Origin of the sequence: Pseudomonas tensinigenes, from assembly GCF_014268445.2 — a bacterium.
Lineage (GTDB): Bacteria > Pseudomonadota > Gammaproteobacteria > Pseudomonadales > Pseudomonadaceae > Aquipseudomonas > Aquipseudomonas tensinigenes.
This window is the reverse complement of record NZ_CP077089.1, coordinates 4,476,676-4,493,468: the sequence shown is the minus strand read 5'-3', so window position 1 is coordinate 4,493,468 and position 16,793 is coordinate 4,476,676. Positions and strand designations below refer to the sequence as shown.

Genomic DNA, 16,793 nt, shown 5'->3' with positions numbered 1-16,793 from the left:
GGTCATCAAGCATGGCTATAATCGCCTCCTTGTTCCACCCAGCCACTACACGAGACTGCCATGACCATTTCCCTGTACGCCGCATCCGTCCCGGTTTTTCAACAAATGCTCAACGCTTTGAGCGATGTGCTGAAAAAGGCTGAAGCCCACGCCACCGAGAAAAACATCGACCCGAACGCGTTTCTGCAGGCCCGTCTGTTCCCGGACATGTTCCCGCTGACCCGCCAGGTGCAGATCGCCGTCGACTTCGCCAAAGGTGTTTCGGCACGTCTGGCTGAAGTTGAGTTGCCGAAATACGACGACACAGAAACCACCTTCGCCGAGCTGCAAGCGCTGATCGCCAAGGTTCTGGCCTTCATCGGCGAGATCAAGCCAGAGCAGATCGACGGCAAGGAAGGCATCGAAATCGTAACCCGTCCGGGCACGCCGAAAGAGAAGCGCTTCAGCGGTCAGTCGTACTTGCTGACTTATGGCTTGCCGCAGTTTTTCTTCCACGTCACTACCACCTATGCACTGCTGCGTCATAACGGTGTTGAAGTGGGCAAACGTGATTACATGGGCGCGTTCTGATTTTTCAAGAGCCCCTCACCCTAACCCTCTCCCAGAGGAGAGGGGACTGACCGAGTTGTCTGTTCGAGATACGCCGACCTGATCTATCAAGTCGAACTCAGGTTTGAACAACACTCGGTCTGCCCCCTTTCCCCCTCGCCCCCCTTGGGGGGAGAGGGTTGGGGTGAGGGGGGAAAGATCTCAGCCACAAAAAAGCCCGCCCTGGTTCACACCTCGGCGGGCTTTTCATTTTCCATTGTGGGAGCGAGCCTGCTCGCGAATGCAGTGTGTCATGCGACATCGATGTCGACTGACCCGCCCCTTCGCGAGCAGGCTCGCTCCCACAGGGTAAGACGGTTACGCAGTGCGCTGGGCTTTCGCTTCTTCACCCAGACACGCCGCTGCGGTAAACAACACGTCAGTCGACGAGTTCAGCGCCGTCTCAGCGGAATCCTGCAACACGCCAATAATGAAACCGACCGCCACCACCTGCATGGCAATCTCACTCGGAATGCCAAACAGGCTGCATGCCAACGGAATCAACAGCAACGAACCACCGGCCACACCCGAAGCGCCACAGGCACAAATGGCGGCGACAACACTCAGCAGAATCGCCGTCGGAATGTCCACGGCAATACCCAATGTGTGCACGGCAGCCAGCGTCAACACGGTAATGGTGATCGCCGCACCGGCCATGTTGATGGTCGCACCCAGTGGGATCGACACCGAATAGGTGTCTTCATGCAGACCCAGACGTTTGCTCAACTCCAGATTCACCGGAATGTTCGCCGCCGAACTGCGGGTGAAGAATGCAGTGATACCGCTTTCACGCAGGCACTTGAGGGTCAGCGGGTACGGGTTGCGACGCAGCTTCCAGAACACGATCAGCGGGTTCATCACCAGCGCCACGAACAGCATGCAGCCGAGCAGCACGGCCAGCAGGTGCGCATAACCGATCAATGCGCCGAAACCGGAGGTGGCCAGCGTCGAAGCGACCAGACCGAAAATACCCAGCGGTGCAAAGCGAATCACTACGCGCACGATCAAGGTCACGCCGTTGGACAGATCACCGAGCACTTCGCGGGTGGTGTCACCGGCATGGCGAATCGCGACGCCCATACCGATCGCCCAGGCCAGAATGCCGATGAAGTTGGCGTTGATCAGTGCATTCACCGGGTTATCCACGACGCTCAGCAACAGGCTCTGCAAAACTTCGGCAATGCCACCCGGCGCGGTCACCGCGACGTTTTCGGTGGACAGCACCAGATGCGAAGGGAACGCCATGCTGGCGATCACGGCCACCACTGCTGCGGCGAAGGTGCCCAGCAGATAGAGGAACAGAATCGGGCGGATATGGGTTTCCTGGCCGTGCTTGTGGTTGGCAATCGAGGCCATCACCAACACGAACACCAGGATCGGCGCGACGGCTTTCAACGCCGAGACGAACACTTTGCCGATGAACGCGGTGTCTTTTGCCACGTCCGGGGCAAACATCGCCAAGGCGATACCGGCAATCAGGCCGATCAGGATCTGGGCGACCAGGCTCAGGTTCTTCAGGCGTTGCAATAGAGAAGGGGATGAAGCAGTCATAGCGGCATCTCTGATTTTTTATAGGGTGCAAGGTTGCGTAAAGCGATGGCAAAACAGGGGCAGGCCACCGCCACGAACCGAAAGTGTTGACGCGACATCAACGCCAATAAACCGGTCGTTGAACAGGCTGTACGTTTTTCAGGGCGCGGACTTTATCACAGCGTAGGCCTTATCCTTCAGGCATGTGACGATCTGCCACCGGAGCAGTCAACCAGATAGACAGGTTTGTGCAAGTCAGTCCGGACACACTCTGTTAAGATTGCGCATCCTTATTTTCAAATTCTGCCAGCGGGCCTCCGGGTCAACGCTGGTGTCGTCGTTTTGCTGGAGTTGCGCATGCTGTTGCCCATTCTTCTGTTGTCCGCTGCCGGGTTCACGGTGCTGACCACGGAATTCGTCATCGTCGGCCTGTTGCCGGCGATTGCCCGAGACCTCGCCGTCACCATCCCGCAGGCCGGGTTGCTGGTAACTTTGTTCGCCTTCACGGTGGCGATGTTCGGGCCTTTCCTGACCGCGTATTTCGCCCGCTTCGAGCGACGCAAACTGTTTATCAGCATCCTGATCATGTTTGGCCTGGCCAATACCGTGGCCGCGCTGTCACCGAATATCTGGGTAATGGCGATTGCCCGATTGATTCCGGCGCTCGGTCTGCCGGTGTTCTGGGCCTTGGCCAGCGAGACCGCCGTGGACATCGTCGGCCCGGATTTCGCCGGTCGCGCGATTGCCAAGATCGGCTTCGGCATTGTTTGCGCCACGGTGTTCGGCATTCCGGTCGGTACGCTGATTTCCGACGCGTTCGGCTGGCGCAGTGCTTTCGGCATTCTCGCGGTGATCGCCTTTGCCAAAGCCTTGCTGCTGTTTGTTTACCTGCCGAAAACCAGTCTGCACCAGCATCAGGTCAGCTTCCGCTCGCAATTCAAGATCCTGCGCAGCCCGTTGATGATCGGCCATATCGTGCTGTCGATTCTGGTGTTCAGCGGCATGTTTACCGCTTACACGTATCTGGCCGACATTCTTGAGCGCCTCGCCGGCTTCAACGGCACCGTGGTCGGTTGGTGCCTGATGGCCTTCGGTGCGGTCGGGTTGATCGGCAACTCGCTCGGCGGTCGTGCGGTCGACCGGCATCCGTTGGGGGCGTCGGTGTTGTTCTGTGCATTCATGATTGCCGGCATGGTCTCGCTGGTGCCGAACATTCATTCGCCGCTGGGGCTGGCGGTGGCGATGGGGATCTGGGGCGTGACTCAGGCCGCGTTGTTCCTGGTCAGCCATGTGCGCCTGATGAAAGCCGCGCCGGAAGCGCCGGCCTTTGCTGCTTCGTTGAACATCGCCGGGGCCAATCTGGGGATCGGCCTAGGCGCCATTGTTGGTGGTCGGGTCATCGACAGCGCAGGGCTGGGTTTCCTCGGCTTTGCCGCCGCCGGATTCATCTTGCTGTCGGTGTTCCTCGCCATGGTGCTGATGACTCTCAAGCCGCGCGAAATGTGCGCCGAGGCCTCATAACGCAGTAAACAGCTCGCGTCGGGCACCTTCGGTAATCGCAACGATGCCGGGGTGCTTGACCTTGCGCTCCACCGAAATGGCATAGAACGACTCGGTCACCGCGTCAGTCTGGCCAATCAACTCGACGCCATACTGGCGCTTCACCTCATCGGCAATCACGCTCGGGCCAATAAAAATCCCGCTGCCGGATTGGCCGAAGGCCTGCATCAAGGCACTGTCATCAAACTCCCCAACGATTTGCGGCTGGATCTGCTGCTCGGCAAACCAGCGCTGCAAGCGGCTGCGCACCACAGTTTCTGCGCCGGGGATCAACAGCGGTGCGCCGTGCAGGCTGCGTGGAAAATCCTGACCGTATCTGGCTGCCAGTTCAGGGGTGGCGAAGAAGCTGATTCCGCACTCACCGAGCTTCTGGCTGTAGCCCTTGATGTCGAGGTGCGAGGGCATCGGGCTGTCGGAAATCACCAGATCCAGACGCTGGATCGCCAGATCGGCCAGCAAACGCTCGAGTTTGTCTTCGCGGCAGGTGATGCGCAGCGGTTCGTTCAGCTCCATCGTCGGCGCGATCAGGCGATAGACGATGGACTTGGGCACCACGTCTGCCACGCCGACGCGGAACAGGATCTGTTGTTCGTTGGGTTGCGCGCGCAGCATCAATTCCAGCTCGCCGCCCAGTTGAAACATTTGCTCGGCGTAGGGCAGGGCTTGTCTTCCGGCCTCGGTCAATTCGAGTTGCCGGCCGACCCGTCTGAATAACTCGATGCCGTAAGTCTGTTCGAGCAAAGAAATCTGCCCGCTGATGGTTTGTGGGGTCAGGTTCAGTTGCTCGCAGGCGCGCACGATGCTGCCGGTCTTGGCTACGACCCAGAAGTAATGCAGTTGTCGGTAATTGAGCATGACGTTCTACAGTTCGTGAAAACCGAAGTATAGCCGCTAAAAATACGAATTTTCCTGAAGTGTTCATCTCCCTAGAATGCCCAGCCATCGACGGCCGGTCTATGAGCCTGTCTGTTCATTCGAAGGAAACCTTATGAAATATACAATCCCAGCATTGATGTTTACGTCTTTACTGCTTCTGGCTGGTTGCGATCAGGCCGAGAAAAGCGCCCAGCAACTGATGGGCAAGGCTGCCGAAAGCGCCAAGCAAGCGATCGACGACACCCACAAGGCCGCCGAACAAGCCCTGAGTGATGCCACTGGCGGACTGATCGAGAAAAAAGAAACACCGGAAAAAGACGCGGAACAATCCGAATCTTCCTCCAAGACCATCTAATTCGTCTTACACAGAGTCAGGACTGACCCATGGAATATCTGTTACAGCTCGCCGCCAGCCCCACCGCTTGGGTTGCTTTGGCCACATTGGTGGTGATGGAAATCGTGCTCGGCATCGATAACCTGATCTTTATCTCGATCCTGACCAACAAATTGCCCAAGCAGTACCAGCAGAAGGCGCGCCGCATCGGTATCGGCATGGCGCTGATCCTGCGTCTGGCGCTGTTGAGCACCATCGCCTTCATCGTGCAACTGACTGCGCCGGTGATCGAAATCCTGGGTCAGGCCTTCTCCTGGAAGGACATGATCCTGATTGCTGGTGGTCTGTTCCTGGTCTGGAAAGCCACGACCGAGATCCATCACAGCATGGACCCGGCACCGGAAGATCCGAAGTCGGCGACCTCGACGGTTACCCTCGGTTTCGCTGCCGCTATTGGCCAGATCCTGATGCTCGACATGGTGTTCTCGATCGACAGCATCATTACCGCGGTCGGCATGACCGAACACTTGCCGATCATGATCATCGCGGTAGTGGTGTCGGTACTGGTGATGCTGTTTGCTGCTGAGCCGCTGGCCAAGTTCATCAACGATAACCCGACGGTGGTGATGCTGGCCCTGGGCTTCCTGATCATGATCGGTATGACCTTGATCGCTGAAGGCTTCGGTGCCCATGTACCGAAAGGTTATGTGTACGCGGCGATGGCGTTCTCGGCTTCGATTGAAGTGCTGAACATGATGTCGCGTCGGTCGAAGCAGAAGAAGCTGGCTGAGCAGGCGTAACTGCTTAAAGTACAAAAACCGCCTGAACTCTTAGAGAACAGGCGGTTTTTTTTGAATCAAGATTTGCAGTGCGGGATAGAACCAGCCCCTCACCCCAGCCCTCTCCCGAGGGAGAGGGAGCCGATCTGCGTGGTTTTTAAACCTGAGTTCGACTCGATATTTCACGTCGATGTACTTCTCAATAGCGACTCTGTCAGTCCCCTCTCCCTCCGGGAGAGGGCTAGGGTGAGGGGCTTTTGCTTTTAAAGTTTGGCCTCAATGCGCAGCTGCGTGACGCGGGCTGTGCTTCTCGGTCTTCGCAACCGCAACAGGCTGAACCGGATGGTGATGATGGCGCCGCGAAATCCGCAGCACCCCCCACAACATGGCAGCCGCCACGGCCAGCCAGCCGGCAATCAACATCACAATGGTCATGGTCAGGCTCATCAGTGCCTCCTCTTCGCCCTGCATCGGGCCCACACTTTTTCAATTCGCTCTGTTTCAGTGACAGTCTAGACAATGGGGTGTTTCAGACTATTGACCAAAGGTCGATTGCGACCAATCAGTTTGCTCTATGCAATCGATGTGTCTGCCGCTTAAGGCTATACCGCAGCCTGACGCGGCTCTATGATCGCAGGCGTTGCCGGAACACGATGACCGGCGTCTGAACAGAGAGTGACGATGGTGCAGGTATTTTCTCGAATTCGTGCGGCACTGCTGGTGGCGGGTTGTGCGGCCGTGTTGGCCGGGTGTGCAGGCACTGTGGCGCCCGAGGTCAAACGTCTGCCGGAACGGGTCGAACTCAGCGGCACGTTCTATCGCGGCGAAGCCAATCAGAGCGGGCCGCAAGTGCTGGCCAGTCTCCTGTCGCAGCAAGGCATCGTGATCACCCCGGGCTTGCTGGAAAAACCCCTGCATCTGCCGGGTGCCGAAGACAAATTGCAGCAGAACCTGCAGAACCTTGCCCGTGAGTACGGCATGGTGGTTTATCCGCTGGACAGCAACCTGCCCGCGCTGTTGACGCAGGTGGCGGCGGGTTATCCGGTGATGGTGCGCTTCAGCGAGGGCTCGGCGTTCTGGGCCGAGCCGCGTTACGCGATCCTGTCCGGCTACGACCGCAACAAACAGAAGGTCTTGCTGCGTGCCGGGATGAACCGTCGCGAACTGATGAGTTTCAGTTCCTTTGAGTCGGCACTGGAGAAATCCGGTGGCTGGGCCGTGCTGATTCAGAAACCGTCGCAGATCCCGGCAGCCATTGACCGTCAGCGCTGGCTCAAAGCGGCCGATGAACTGGCCCAGGCCGGTCAGGAAAATGAAGCGGCGCAGGCTCGCAAGGCGTTGGCCGCACACTGAGTTTTCCGTTCGTCATCTGCCGGGCACGACGGCGCCCGGCAAGCCTCCTATTTATACATCCCGTGTTTTGCGGGTGAATCAGGAGGCGATATGAAAGATTCCCCAGCAGCGAAAGGCCCGCATTCCTCCGAGCATTCCTCGGGAGATGATTTGGGTTTCGATCCGGACTCGCCCGATCTTGATGATCCGCAGGTCGATCCTGTCGGTCCCGCCAAAGCGCCTCTCGACGTCGAGCCCGGCGAGGATGCCAAGAAGCCGGCCAAGCCTTATGACCCGTTAGCCAATCTGAAACCTTGATGCGAGGTGCGTATGAGTACCGATTCAAGCTTCGATAACCAAAAACCGGACAGCGTACCCACTACACCAGAATCAGAGGTTGATCCAGTGCTCAATCCGGACAGCCCGCTGCGTGATCCGTTGGCCCGGCCCAATATCATGACCCCGGAGCCTTCGCGGGACCCGAGTGCGGGCGATGGCATCCCTGATGACGACCAGATGCCGCTGCCCAATGACTGATTCACAGATGAAAAAAAGCCCCGAAGGTTCGGGGCTTTTTCTTGTGCGACGGGTTATTTGGAGGCCTCCACCACGCCGCTCTGGCGCGATTTGAGGTTTTTCTGCGCCTTGTATTGCTGAGCCACAGCAGGGACATTGGCGCTTCGGCCGGTTTCCACCCAGCTGCGGATGCGGCTGGCATCGGCAAAATGGGTGTACTTGCCAAACGCGTCGAGAATCACCAATGCGACCGGGCGATTGCCCATTTTCGTCACCAGAACCAGGCAATGCCCGGCGGGGTTGGTGAAGCCGGTTTTAGTGATCTTGATGTCCCAGTCGGCTTTATTGACCAAGTGATCGGTGTTACGGAAACCCAGGGTGTAATTGGGTTTACGGAACGACACGGTTTTTTCCTTGGTGGTGGTGAGTTCGCTGAGGAGCGGGTACTTGTGCGCGGCCACCAGCAGCTTGCTCAGGTCGCGGGCGGTGGAAACGTTACGCTCCGACAGGCCTGTCGGCTCGACAAAGTGTGTACTGGTCATGCCCAGTGCCTTGGCCTTGGCGTTCATCGCCGCGATGAAGGCCGCGTAACCTCCCGGATAGTGGTGCGCGAGGCTGGCGGCGGCGCGGTTTTCCGATGACATCAAGGCGATCAGCAGCATCTCGCGACGCGGCAGTTCACTCTTGAGTTTGACTCGGGAGAACACACCGCGCATTTCCGGTGTGTTACTGATATCGACATTGATCCATTCGTCCATGTTCTGCCGGGCTTCAACCACTACCAGTCCGGTCATCAACTTGCTGACAGAGGCGATCGGCACGATCACGTCAGGGTTGCTGGAGTAGATGACTTTGTTGGTCTGCATATCCATGAGCAGGGCACTGCCGGAGGCGATCTTCAGGGTCGAAGCGTCGCGTGGGGCAGCGGTGGTTTCCGCAGCGTTGATCGTTGGCGTGATGAAAGTGCCTGAAACTGCAAAAAACAGGCTCAGAATCGAAAGACGAATTTTCACGCGGGCGAACTCATAAAAGTTGGATATTCCGTTAGTTTGTAACGGGTTATTTCTTCAAAGCGTCGCATTCTAGGAGTATGGCTGAAGATCTGTCGATGGTTGTTTGAGTGACCTGAAAATCTCGTGAAAAGGCCTGTAAAAAGAGGGGTTTCCGGCGAACGGTTACAGTTTTTTCTCAGGCATGAAAAAACCCGCACAAGGCGGGTTTTTCTTATTGCTGAAAGTACCGATCAGGCGTGCAGGGTTTCTGCCGCATAAAGGGTGTTTTCCAGCAGGCAGGCGCGGGTCATCGGACCGACGCCACCCGGTACCGGCGTGATCCAGCCGGCGCGGGGCAGGGCGGTTTCGTAGACAACGTCACCGACCAGTTTGCCGTCGTCCTGACGGTTGATGCCGACGTCGATCACGATCGCGCCTTCCTTGATCCACTCGCCTTTGACCAGGCCCGGCTTGCCGGCGGCCACGACCACCAGATCGGCACGGCCGACGTGGCCGGCCAGATCCTTGGTGAAGCGGTGGGTCACGGTCACGGTGCAGCCGGCCAGCAACAGTTCCATCGCCATCGGGCGACCGACAATGTTGGAGGCGCCGACGACCACTGCGTCCATGCCATAAAGATCAGCGCCGGTGCTTTCCAGCAGCGTCATGATGCCTTTAGGCGTGCATGGACGCAGCAGCGGAATGCGCTGGGCCAAGCGGCCGACGTTATAAGGGTGGAAACCGTCGACGTCTTTGTCCGGGCGGATACGCTCCAGCAGTTTGGAGGCGTCCAGGTGCTCGGGCAGCGGCAACTGAAGCAGGATGCCGTCGATTGCAGGATCGTCGTTGAGGCGATCGATCAGATCGGTCAACGCGTCTTGCGTGGTGTCGGAGGGCAGGTCGTAGGCTTGAGAGAGGAAGCCGACCTCTTCACAGTCTTTACGCTTGTGCGAGACATAAACCTGAGAGGCAGGATCGCTGCCGACCAGGATCACCGCGAGGCCGGGAGTGCGCAGGCCTTGCTGGCGACGCTCGGCAACTCGTTGGGCGATCTGCTGGCGCAGGCTGGCGGCGATCGATTTGCCGTCGATTAGTTGTGCAGTCATTGCGCGTGATTAACCATCGAGAGGGGAAAAAATGAGAACGCATTCTCGCATGTCGAGCGGTGAGGGCAAAGGCGCTTGGTCAGCAAATTCCTCTAACTCCTTTAATTAAATGAATTTTTTTCAAAAAGGATTTGACGACCTTCGGAGCGCTCTATACTATTCGTCGCACTTGTCGGGCACAGCCTAGCACTGGTTAAGAAGGTGAAGCGGAATCAAGGTTCTGCAACACTGGAAAGCACTTAGTTTGTAGTCCTTTAAGAGTACAGATTAATAAGGCGCCCGTAGCTCAGCTGGATAGAGCATCCGCCTTCTAAGCGGATGGTCGCAGGTTCGAGTCCTGCCGGGTGCGCCATTAGGCAGCTTTGGCACAAGTAGCGCGATATGGTGGGCGTAGCTCAGTTGGTAGAGCACGGGATTGTGACTCCCGTTGTCGTGGGTTCGATCCCCATCGTCCACCCCATATTTCGAAAGGCGCCAGATGTAACAGTCTGGCGCCTTTGCTTTAAAGCTTCACCTGCGGATGTGGTGGAATTGGTAGACACACTGGATTTAGGTTCCAGCGCCGCGAGGCGTAAGAGTTCGAGTCTCTTCATCCGCACCAATTAAAGCTTCATTCATGTCTTCGGGCTGGTGAGGTTTCAACAAAGAAGTTGTTTGGCTTTTTTGTTACGCAATATGGTGGGCGTAGCTCAGTTGGTAGAGCACGGGATTGTGACTCCCGTTGTCGTGGGTTCGATCCCCATCGTCCACCCCATATTTCGAAAGGCGCCAGATTTAACAGTCTGGCGCCTTTTTTGTTTTGCGGTTTTGAAAATCGGCATGGCCGGTTTCGGGACGCAGGAGTAGGGCGCTTCGTCGTATTTATGTTGCTCGATGATGCTGCACTGCTCGCCGGGCTTGCTTGCAAGAACGGCCGTCAGGGAGTGATCGGCAGTCTCTTCTATATATAGAAGCGGTTGGCGCAGAGCCCTGGCGTGATTGGTTGTATTCGCCTGTGGGGCGCGCTGCATTGGTGTGGCGGTCCCGATAAAATGCCTGCTGTTTTTTTACCCGTTTTCAGTAGGGTGACTTCTTGAGTTTGACCCACTAGAATGCATGCCCTTGATTCTGGGGTCGGAAACGGCCGGCTAACGTCTGTGCAACGAGGAATATCCATGCAAGTTTCTGTTGAAAATACTACTGCTCTCGAGCGCCGCATGAGCGTCACCGTGCCGGCAGAGCGCATCGAGACTCAGGTCAACAAGCGTCTGCAGCAGACCGCCCAAAAGGCCAAGATTGCTGGCTTCCGTCCAGGCAAAGTGCCAATGAGCGAAATCAAGCGCCGTTTCGGTGCTGATGCTCGTCAGGAAGCTGTAGGCGACGTGATCCAGTCCTCCTTCTACGAAGCTGTGGTTGAGCAGAAGCTGAACCCTGCTGGTTCGCCTTCGATCGAGCCTAAGTCGCTCGAAGCTGGCAAGGATCTGGAATACGTTGCTGTGTTCGAAGTGTTCCCAGAGTTCACCGTTGCCGGTTTCGACGGCATCACCGTTGAGCGCCTGAGCGCTGACGTGGCTGACGCTGACCTGGACAAAATGCTCGACATCCTGCGCAAGCAGAACACCCGTTTTGAAGTGGCCGATCGCGCTGCCCAGAACGAAGACCAACTGAACATCGATTTCGTTGGCAAGGTTGACGGCGAAGTATTCGCTGGCGGCTCCGCCAAAGGCACTCAGCTGGTACTGGGTTCCGGCCGCATGATCCCAGGCTTCGAAGAAGGCCTGGTTGGCGCTAAAGCCGGTGAAGAGCGCGTTCTGAACCTGACCTTCCCAGAGGACTATCAGAACCTGGACCTGGCTGGCAAAACCGCCGAGTTCACCGTAACTGTCAACACTGTTTCCGAGCCTAAGCTGCCAGAGCTGAACGAAGAATTCTTCGCTCAATTCGGCATCAAGGAAAGCGGCATCGACGGTTTCCGCACTGAAGTTCGCAAGAACATGGAGCGCGAACTGCGTCAGGCGATCAAATCCAAGGTCAAGAATCAGGTAATGGACGGTCTGCTGGCCACCAACCCGATCGAAGTGCCTAAGGCTCTGCTGTCCAACGAAGTTGACCGTCTGCGCGTGCAGGCTGTTCAGCAGTTCGGCGGTAACATCAAGCCTGATCAACTGCCGGCCGAGCTGTTCGAAGAGCAAGCCAAGCGCCGCGTTGTGCTGGGTCTGATCGTTGCTGAAGTGGTCAAGCAATTCGACCTGAAGCCTGACGACGCTCGCGTCCGCGAAATGATTCAGGAAATGGCTTCCGCTTACCAGGAGCCTGAGCAGGTTGTGTCGTGGTACTACAAAAACGAGCAGCAGCTGAACGAAGTGCGTTCGGTTGTGCTGGAAGAGCAAGTTGTGGATACTGTTCTGCAGAAAGCTAGTGTGACCGACAAAGCGGTCTCTTACGAAGAAGCAGTCAAGCCGGTAGAAGCTCCAACAGCCGACTGATTGGTTTTGCGTTAAGAAGTACACACCATAAGCCAGCTCTCGAGCTGGCTTATGCGTATTCAAGACATAACTATTTGGGAGCGACTGCAGAGCATGTTCCGTAATTCTTATATTCAGCAGAACTCTGATATCCAGGCCGCCGGCGGCCTGGTCCCGATGGTTGTCGAGCAATCTGCTCGTGGCGAACGCGCCTATGACATCTATTCGCGCCTGCTCAAGGAGCGAGTGATCTTTCTGGTTGGTCCGGTAGAGGACTACATGGCCAACCTGATCTGCGCGCAACTGCTGTTCCTTGAAGCGGAAAACCCGGACAAGGACATCCATCTCTACATCAACTCCCCGGGCGGTTCGGTGACAGCGGGCATGTCGATCTACGACACCATGCAGTTCATCAAGCCGAACGTGTCGACCACCTGCATCGGTCAGGCCTGCAGCATGGGCGCATTCCTGCTGACCGCAGGTGCCCCGGGCAAGCGTTTCTGCCTGCCGAACTCGCGCGTGATGATTCACCAGCCACTGGGCGGTTTCCAGGGCCAGGCGTCGGACATCGAAATCCACGCCAAGGAAATCCTCTTCATTCGCGAGCGTCTGAACACGCTGATGGCCAAGCACAGCGGCCGTACTCTGGAAGAAATCGAGCGCGATACCAATCGCGACAACTTCATGAGTGCAGAAGCTGCGAAGGAATATGGCCTGATCGACGAAGTGATCAACCAGCGCCCAGCTTAAAATAAGCAGCTCAAAATAGGCTTGGTCGGCTTGTCTGATCAGCGGCGGGCTTGAAAAAGCCCGCAATAGCCTTCATCTTGTGTTGCAAGCCTATCGGATTTGGATCGAACGAATGACTGACACCCGCAACGGCGAGGACAACGGCAAGCTGCTCTATTGCTCCTTCTGTGGCAAAAGCCAGCATGAAGTGCGCAAATTGATTGCCGGCCCCTCGGTCTTTATCTGCGACGAGTGCGTCGACCTGTGCAATGACATCATCCGTGAGGAGGTGCAGGAAGCCCAGGCCGAAAGCAGCGCGCATAAATTGCCTTCGCCTAAAGAAATCAGCGGCATCCTTGACCAGTACGTCATTGGTCAGGAGCGTGCGAAAAAGGTTTTGGCCGTAGCGGTGTACAACCACTACAAGCGCCTGAACCAGCGTGACAAAAAGGCTGACGACGTCGAACTCGGCAAGAGCAACATCCTGCTGATCGGCCCGACAGGCTCCGGTAAGACCCTGCTGGCCGAAACACTGGCCCGCTTGCTGAACGTTCCGTTCACCATTGCCGACGCAACCACCCTCACCGAGGCGGGTTACGTGGGTGAAGATGTCGAGAACATCATTCAGAAGCTGCTGCAGAAGTGCGATTACGACGTAGAGAAGGCCCAGATGGGTATTGTCTACATCGACGAAATCGACAAGATTTCCCGCAAGTCCGACAACCCGTCGATTACCCGGGACGTTTCCGGTGAAGGCGTGCAGCAGGCCTTGCTCAAGTTGATCGAAGGCACGGTCGCTTCCGTACCGCCGCAAGGTGGTCGCAAGCACCCGCAGCAGGAGTTCCTGCAGGTCGACACCCGTAACATCCTGTTCATCTGCGGTGGTGCGTTCTCTGGTCTGGAAAAGGTTATTCAAAACCGTTCCACCAAGGGCGGCATCGGCTTCAACGCAGAAGTGCGCAGCAAGGAAGAAGGCAAGAAAGTCGGTGAATCCCTACGTGAGGTCGAGCCTGACGATCTGGTCAAGTTCGGTCTTATCCCGGAATTCGTCGGTCGTCTGCCGGTCCTCGCGACGCTGGACGAGCTCGACGAGGCTGCGTTGATGCAGATCCTCACCGAGCCGAAAAATGCTCTGACCAAACAGTATGCCAAGCTGTTCGAGATGGAAGGCGTGGATCTGGAGTTCCGCACAGACGCACTGAAATCGGTCGCCAAACGTGCCCTGGAACGTAAAACCGGTGCCCGTGGTCTGCGTTCGATTCTCGAAGGTGTACTGCTCGACACGATGTATGAGATCCCCTCGCAGTCCGAGGTGAGCAAAGTCGTGATCGATGAAAGCGTGATCGAAGGCAAGTCCAAGCCACTGTATATTTACGAAAACAGTGAGCCGACGGCCAAGGCAGCGCCGGACGCGTAAGCGTCCAGTCTGCTGGAATAAAGAAGGGGCCTTCGGGCCTCTTTTTTTTATGTCATTTATTACATCCGCTTTGCGCTTGTTTTTTTTCAAGGCAGCCCCCATCTTGGTTTCAAGCTCAATTCCATCTGATTACGGCCATATGGCCGCCGTAGAGGCGAAATCATGAAGACAACCATCGAATTGCCTCTCCTGCCATTGCGTGATGTCGTGGTTTATCCGCACATGGTTATCCCGCTGTTCGTGGGGCGCGAGAAATCCATCGAAGCCCTCGAGGCCGCGATGGCGGGCGACAAGCAGATCCTGCTGCTGGCCCAGAGAAACCCGGCTGACGACGATCCCGGTGAAGACGCTCTCTATCGCGTAGGTACCATCGCCACTGTTCTACAGCTTCTGAAGCTGCCTGACGGCACCGTAAAGGTTCTCGTCGAGGGTGAGCAGCGTGGCACCGTCGAACGCTTCAGCGAAGTCGACGGCCACTGCCGTGCCGAAGTCTCGTTGATCGAAGAAGTCGACGCCGCCGAGCGCGAATCCGAAGTGTTCGTGCGCACACTGCTGTCGCAGTTCGAACAATATGTACAGTTGGGCAAGAAAGTCCCGGCTGAAGTCCTGTCGTCGCTCAACAGCATCGATGAACCGGGTCGCCTGGTCGACACCATGGCGGCGCACATGGCGCTGAAAATCGAGCAGAAGCAGGAAATCCTCGAAATCATCGATTTGTCGGCCCGGGTCGAGCACGTTCTGGCTTTGCTGGACGCCGAGATCGATCTGCTGCAAGTCGAAAAACGCATTCGTGGCCGTGTCAAAAAGCAAATGGAGCGCAGTCAGCGCGAGTACTACCTGAATGAGCAGATGAAGGCCATTCAGAAAGAGCTCGGCGACAGCGACGAAGGCCACAACGAAATCGAAGACCTGAAAAAGCGTATCGACGCTGCCGGTCTGCCGAAAGATGCGTTGGCCAAAGCCACTGCCGAGTTGAACAAGCTCAAGCAAATGTCGCCGATGTCCGCTGAGGCCACCGTGGTGCGCTCGTACATCGACTGGCTGGTGCAAGTGCCCTGGAAGGCGCAGAGCAAGGTTCGCCTGGACCTGGCGCGCGCAGAAGATATTCTCGATGCCGATCACTACGGTCTCGAAGAGGTCAAGGAACGTATCCTTGAATACCTCGCCGTGCAAAAACGCGTGAAGAAAATCCGTGGCCCGGTGTTGTGCCTGGTCGGTCCTCCGGGCGTGGGTAAAACCTCGCTGGCCGAGTCGATTGCTCACGCTACCAACCGCAAATTCGTGCGCATGGCTCTCGGTGGCGTGCGTGATGAAGCGGAAATTCGTGGTCACCGCCGGACTTACATCGGTTCGATGCCGGGAAGATTGATTCAAAAGATGACAAAGGTGGGCGTTCGCAACCCGCTGTTCCTGCTCGATGAAATCGACAAAATGGGCAGCGACATGCGTGGCGATCCGGCGTCGGCGTTGCTGGAAGTGCTCGATCCAGAGCAGAACCACAATTTCAACGACCACTATCTGGAAGTCGATTATGACCTTTCGGATGTGATGTTCCTGTGCACCTCGAACTCGATGAACATCCCGCCGGCGCTGCTCGACCGGATGGAAGTCATCCGTCTGCCGGGCTACACCGAAGACGAGAAGATCAACATCGCCGTCAAATACCTCTCGCCAAAACAGATCGCCGCTAACGGTCTGAAAAAGGGCGAGCTGGAATTCGACGCTGAAGCGATCCGCGACATCATCCGTTACTACACCCGTGAAGCCGGTGTGCGTGGCCTCGAACGTCAGATCGCCAAGGTCTGCCGCAAGGCCGTCAAAGAGCACGCGCTGGAAAAACGCTTCTCGGTGAAAGTGACAGCTGACTTGCTGGAACACTTCCTCGGTGTGCGCAAATTCCGCTACGGTCTGGCCGAACAACAGGATCAGATCGGTCAGGTGACCGGCCTTGCCTGGACTCAGGTTGGTGGTGAATTGCTGACCATCGAAGCCGCTGTTGTGCCGGGCAAAGGGCAATTGATCAAGACCGGTTCGCTGGGCGACGTGATGGTCGAATCGATCACTGCCGCGCTGACCGTGGTGCGCAGTCGTGCCAAGAGCCTTGGCATTCCTCTGGACTTCCACGAGAAGCGCGACACGCACATCCACATGCCGGAAGGGGCGACCCCGAAGGACGGCCCTAGCGCCGGTGTAGGCATGTGCACGGCGCTGGTGTCGGCGTTGACCGGCATTCCGGTGCGCGCCGATGTCGCCATGACCGGCGAAATCACGCTGCGTGGTCAAGTGCTGGCGATTGGCGGTCTGAAGGAAAAACTGCTGGCGGCTCACCGCGGCGGAATCAAGATTGTGATTATTCCGGAAGAGAACGTGCGTGATCTGAAGGAGATTCCTGACAATATCAAGCAGGATCTGCAGATTAAACCGGTTAAATGGATTGACGAGGTCCTGCAAATTGCGCTGCAATACGCGCCGGAGCCCTTGCCGGATGTGGCTCCGGAGATAGTTGCCAAGGACGAAAAACGTGAGTCTGACTCTAAGGAAAGAATTAGCACGCATTAATACGCTTTTGCCTGGGGGGCTTCCTTGACAG

The 16,793-nt window shown here is 57.0% G+C and carries 16 protein-coding genes and 4 tRNA genes; 15 read left to right on the top strand and 5 right to left on the bottom strand.

All coding sequences use genetic code 11. The features are described from left to right. Positions 1-60: 60 nt before the first annotated feature. The gene (locus HU718_RS19820) at positions 61-570 is read left to right on the top strand and encodes a DUF1993 domain-containing protein (protein ID WP_102901659.1); all 510 of its coding nucleotides are present in this window, start codon (positions 61-63) and stop codon (positions 568-570) included. A gap of 336 nt (positions 571-906) precedes the next feature. Here the strand turns inward: HU718_RS19820 and sstT are convergent, their stop codons facing one another. After that, positions 907-2,139 carry a serine/threonine transporter SstT gene (gene sstT, locus HU718_RS19815; protein WP_110719312.1) on the bottom strand — a complete coding sequence of 411 codons (1,233 nt, stop codon included), beginning with the start codon at positions 2,137-2,139 and terminating at the stop codon, positions 907-909. Positions 2,140-2,475: 336 nt separating this feature from the next. Here sstT and HU718_RS19810 point away from each other — a divergent pair, with 336 nt between their 5' ends. Continuing rightward, complete coding sequence (locus HU718_RS19810; RefSeq protein WP_186616232.1) at positions 2,476-3,639, top strand: MFS transporter; 1,164 nt, start codon at positions 2,476-2,478, stop codon at positions 3,637-3,639. Here HU718_RS19810 and nhaR read toward each other — a convergent pair. After that, entirely contained in the window at positions 3,634-4,533 is a 900-nt protein-coding gene (gene nhaR, locus HU718_RS19805) for a transcriptional activator NhaR (RefSeq protein ID WP_038362809.1), read from the bottom strand. The genes HU718_RS19810 and nhaR overlap by 6 nt on opposite strands. 133 nt (positions 4,534-4,666) lie before the next feature. Between nhaR and HU718_RS19800 the strand changes: the two genes are divergently transcribed. After that, positions 4,667-4,909 carry a hypothetical protein gene (locus HU718_RS19800; protein WP_122597351.1) on the top strand — a complete coding sequence of 81 codons (243 nt, stop codon included), beginning with the start codon at positions 4,667-4,669 and terminating at the stop codon, positions 4,907-4,909. A 29-nt stretch (positions 4,910-4,938) separates the two neighbouring features. After that, entirely contained in the window at positions 4,939-5,688 is a 750-nt protein-coding gene (locus HU718_RS19795) for a TerC family protein (RefSeq protein ID WP_077573695.1), read from the top strand. A gap of 255 nt (positions 5,689-5,943) precedes the next feature. On the opposite strand, the gene HU718_RS19790 is transcribed toward HU718_RS19795, so the two are convergent. Further along, complete coding sequence (locus tag HU718_RS19790) at positions 5,944-6,114, bottom strand: hypothetical protein (RefSeq protein WP_186616231.1); 171 nt, start codon at positions 6,112-6,114, stop codon at positions 5,944-5,946. Between the two features lie 234 nt (positions 6,115-6,348). Between HU718_RS19790 and HU718_RS19785 the strand changes: the two genes are divergently transcribed. From HU718_RS19785 to HU718_RS19775, 3 genes are all read left to right on the top strand, one after another. Continuing rightward, positions 6,349-7,020 (top strand): peptidase C39 family protein, encoded by a 672-nt coding sequence (locus tag HU718_RS19785; protein ID WP_095123380.1) that lies wholly within the window; start codon positions 6,349-6,351, stop codon positions 7,018-7,020. Positions 7,021-7,110: 90 nt separating this feature from the next. Next, complete coding sequence (locus tag HU718_RS19780; protein WP_034154676.1) at positions 7,111-7,317, top strand: DUF6021 family protein; 207 nt, start codon at positions 7,111-7,113, stop codon at positions 7,315-7,317. A gap of 12 nt (positions 7,318-7,329) precedes the next feature. Further along, positions 7,330-7,536 (top strand): hypothetical protein, encoded by a 207-nt coding sequence (locus tag HU718_RS19775; protein WP_186616230.1) that lies wholly within the window; start codon positions 7,330-7,332, stop codon positions 7,534-7,536. A gap of 53 nt (positions 7,537-7,589) precedes the next feature. Here the strand turns inward: HU718_RS19775 and pbpG are convergent, their stop codons facing one another. Beyond that, the gene (gene pbpG, locus HU718_RS19770; protein ID WP_122597355.1) at positions 7,590-8,528 is read right to left on the bottom strand and encodes a D-alanyl-D-alanine endopeptidase; all 939 of its coding nucleotides are present in this window, start codon (positions 8,526-8,528) and stop codon (positions 7,590-7,592) included. A gap of 230 nt (positions 8,529-8,758) precedes the next feature. After that, the gene (gene folD / locus HU718_RS19765) at positions 8,759-9,613 is read right to left on the bottom strand and encodes a bifunctional methylenetetrahydrofolate dehydrogenase/methenyltetrahydrofolate cyclohydrolase FolD (RefSeq protein WP_038362797.1); all 855 of its coding nucleotides are present in this window, start codon (positions 9,611-9,613) and stop codon (positions 8,759-8,761) included. A 275-nt stretch (positions 9,614-9,888) separates the two neighbouring features. Between folD and HU718_RS19760 the strand changes: the two genes are divergently transcribed. From HU718_RS19760 to lon, 8 genes are all read left to right on the top strand, one after another. Continuing rightward, positions 9,889-9,965, top strand: a tRNA-Arg gene (locus HU718_RS19760). Between the two features lie 32 nt (positions 9,966-9,997). After that, positions 9,998-10,073: transfer RNA gene (locus HU718_RS19755), tRNA-His, on the top strand. Positions 10,074-10,129: 56 nt separating this feature from the next. Further along, positions 10,130-10,214: transfer RNA gene (locus HU718_RS19750), tRNA-Leu, on the top strand. Between the two features lie 77 nt (positions 10,215-10,291). Next, a tRNA-His gene (locus tag HU718_RS19745) sits at positions 10,292-10,367 on the top strand. Positions 10,368-10,767: 400 nt separating this feature from the next. Beyond that, on the top strand, positions 10,768-12,078 hold the full coding sequence (gene tig / locus HU718_RS19740; RefSeq protein WP_016986883.1) for a trigger factor: 1,311 nt from the start codon (positions 10,768-10,770) through the stop codon (positions 12,076-12,078). Between the two features lie 93 nt (positions 12,079-12,171). Beyond that, positions 12,172-12,807: an ATP-dependent Clp endopeptidase proteolytic subunit ClpP gene (gene clpP / locus HU718_RS19735; RefSeq protein WP_007951559.1), complete on the top strand. Its 636-nt coding sequence runs from the start codon at positions 12,172-12,174 to the stop codon at positions 12,805-12,807. Between the two features lie 112 nt (positions 12,808-12,919). Further along, positions 12,920-14,203 carry an ATP-dependent Clp protease ATP-binding subunit ClpX gene (gene clpX / locus HU718_RS19730; protein WP_003223632.1) on the top strand — a complete coding sequence of 428 codons (1,284 nt, stop codon included), beginning with the start codon at positions 12,920-12,922 and terminating at the stop codon, positions 14,201-14,203. 162 nt (positions 14,204-14,365) lie between these two features. Then, positions 14,366-16,762, top strand: a complete 2,397-nt coding sequence (gene lon, locus HU718_RS19725) for an endopeptidase La (RefSeq protein WP_095123372.1) — start codon at positions 14,366-14,368, stop codon at positions 16,760-16,762. Positions 16,763-16,793: the final 31 nt, after the last annotated feature.

What these genes read in the sequence shown, in the direction of transcription:
- HU718_RS19820 (WP_102901659.1), top strand. Translation starts at nt 61, where the DNA reads ATGACCATTTCCCTGTACGCCGCATCCGTCCCGGTTTTTCAACAAATG.
- sstT (WP_110719312.1), bottom strand. Translation starts at nt 2,139, where the DNA reads ATGACTGCTTCATCCCCTTCTCTATTGCAACGCCTGAAGAACCTGAGC.
- HU718_RS19810 (WP_186616232.1), top strand. Translation starts at nt 2,476, where the DNA reads ATGCTGTTGCCCATTCTTCTGTTGTCCGCTGCCGGGTTCACGGTGCTG.
- nhaR (WP_038362809.1), bottom strand. Translation starts at nt 4,533, where the DNA reads ATGCTCAATTACCGACAACTGCATTACTTCTGGGTCGTAGCCAAGACC.
- HU718_RS19800 (WP_122597351.1), top strand. Translation starts at nt 4,667, where the DNA reads ATGAAATATACAATCCCAGCATTGATGTTTACGTCTTTACTGCTTCTG.
- HU718_RS19795 (WP_077573695.1), top strand. Translation starts at nt 4,939, where the DNA reads ATGGAATATCTGTTACAGCTCGCCGCCAGCCCCACCGCTTGGGTTGCT.
- HU718_RS19790 (WP_186616231.1), bottom strand. Translation starts at nt 6,114, where the DNA reads ATGAGCCTGACCATGACCATTGTGATGTTGATTGCCGGCTGGCTGGCC.
- HU718_RS19785 (WP_095123380.1), top strand. Translation starts at nt 6,349, where the DNA reads ATGGTGCAGGTATTTTCTCGAATTCGTGCGGCACTGCTGGTGGCGGGT.
- HU718_RS19780 (WP_034154676.1), top strand. Translation starts at nt 7,111, where the DNA reads ATGAAAGATTCCCCAGCAGCGAAAGGCCCGCATTCCTCCGAGCATTCC.
- HU718_RS19775 (WP_186616230.1), top strand. Translation starts at nt 7,330, where the DNA reads ATGAGTACCGATTCAAGCTTCGATAACCAAAAACCGGACAGCGTACCC.
- folD (WP_038362797.1), bottom strand. Translation starts at nt 9,613, where the DNA reads ATGACTGCACAACTAATCGACGGCAAATCGATCGCCGCCAGCCTGCGC.
- tig (WP_016986883.1), top strand. Translation starts at nt 10,768, where the DNA reads ATGCAAGTTTCTGTTGAAAATACTACTGCTCTCGAGCGCCGCATGAGC.
- clpP (WP_007951559.1), top strand. Translation starts at nt 12,172, where the DNA reads ATGTTCCGTAATTCTTATATTCAGCAGAACTCTGATATCCAGGCCGCC.
- clpX (WP_003223632.1), top strand. Translation starts at nt 12,920, where the DNA reads ATGACTGACACCCGCAACGGCGAGGACAACGGCAAGCTGCTCTATTGC.
- lon (WP_095123372.1), top strand. Translation starts at nt 14,366, where the DNA reads ATGAAGACAACCATCGAATTGCCTCTCCTGCCATTGCGTGATGTCGTG.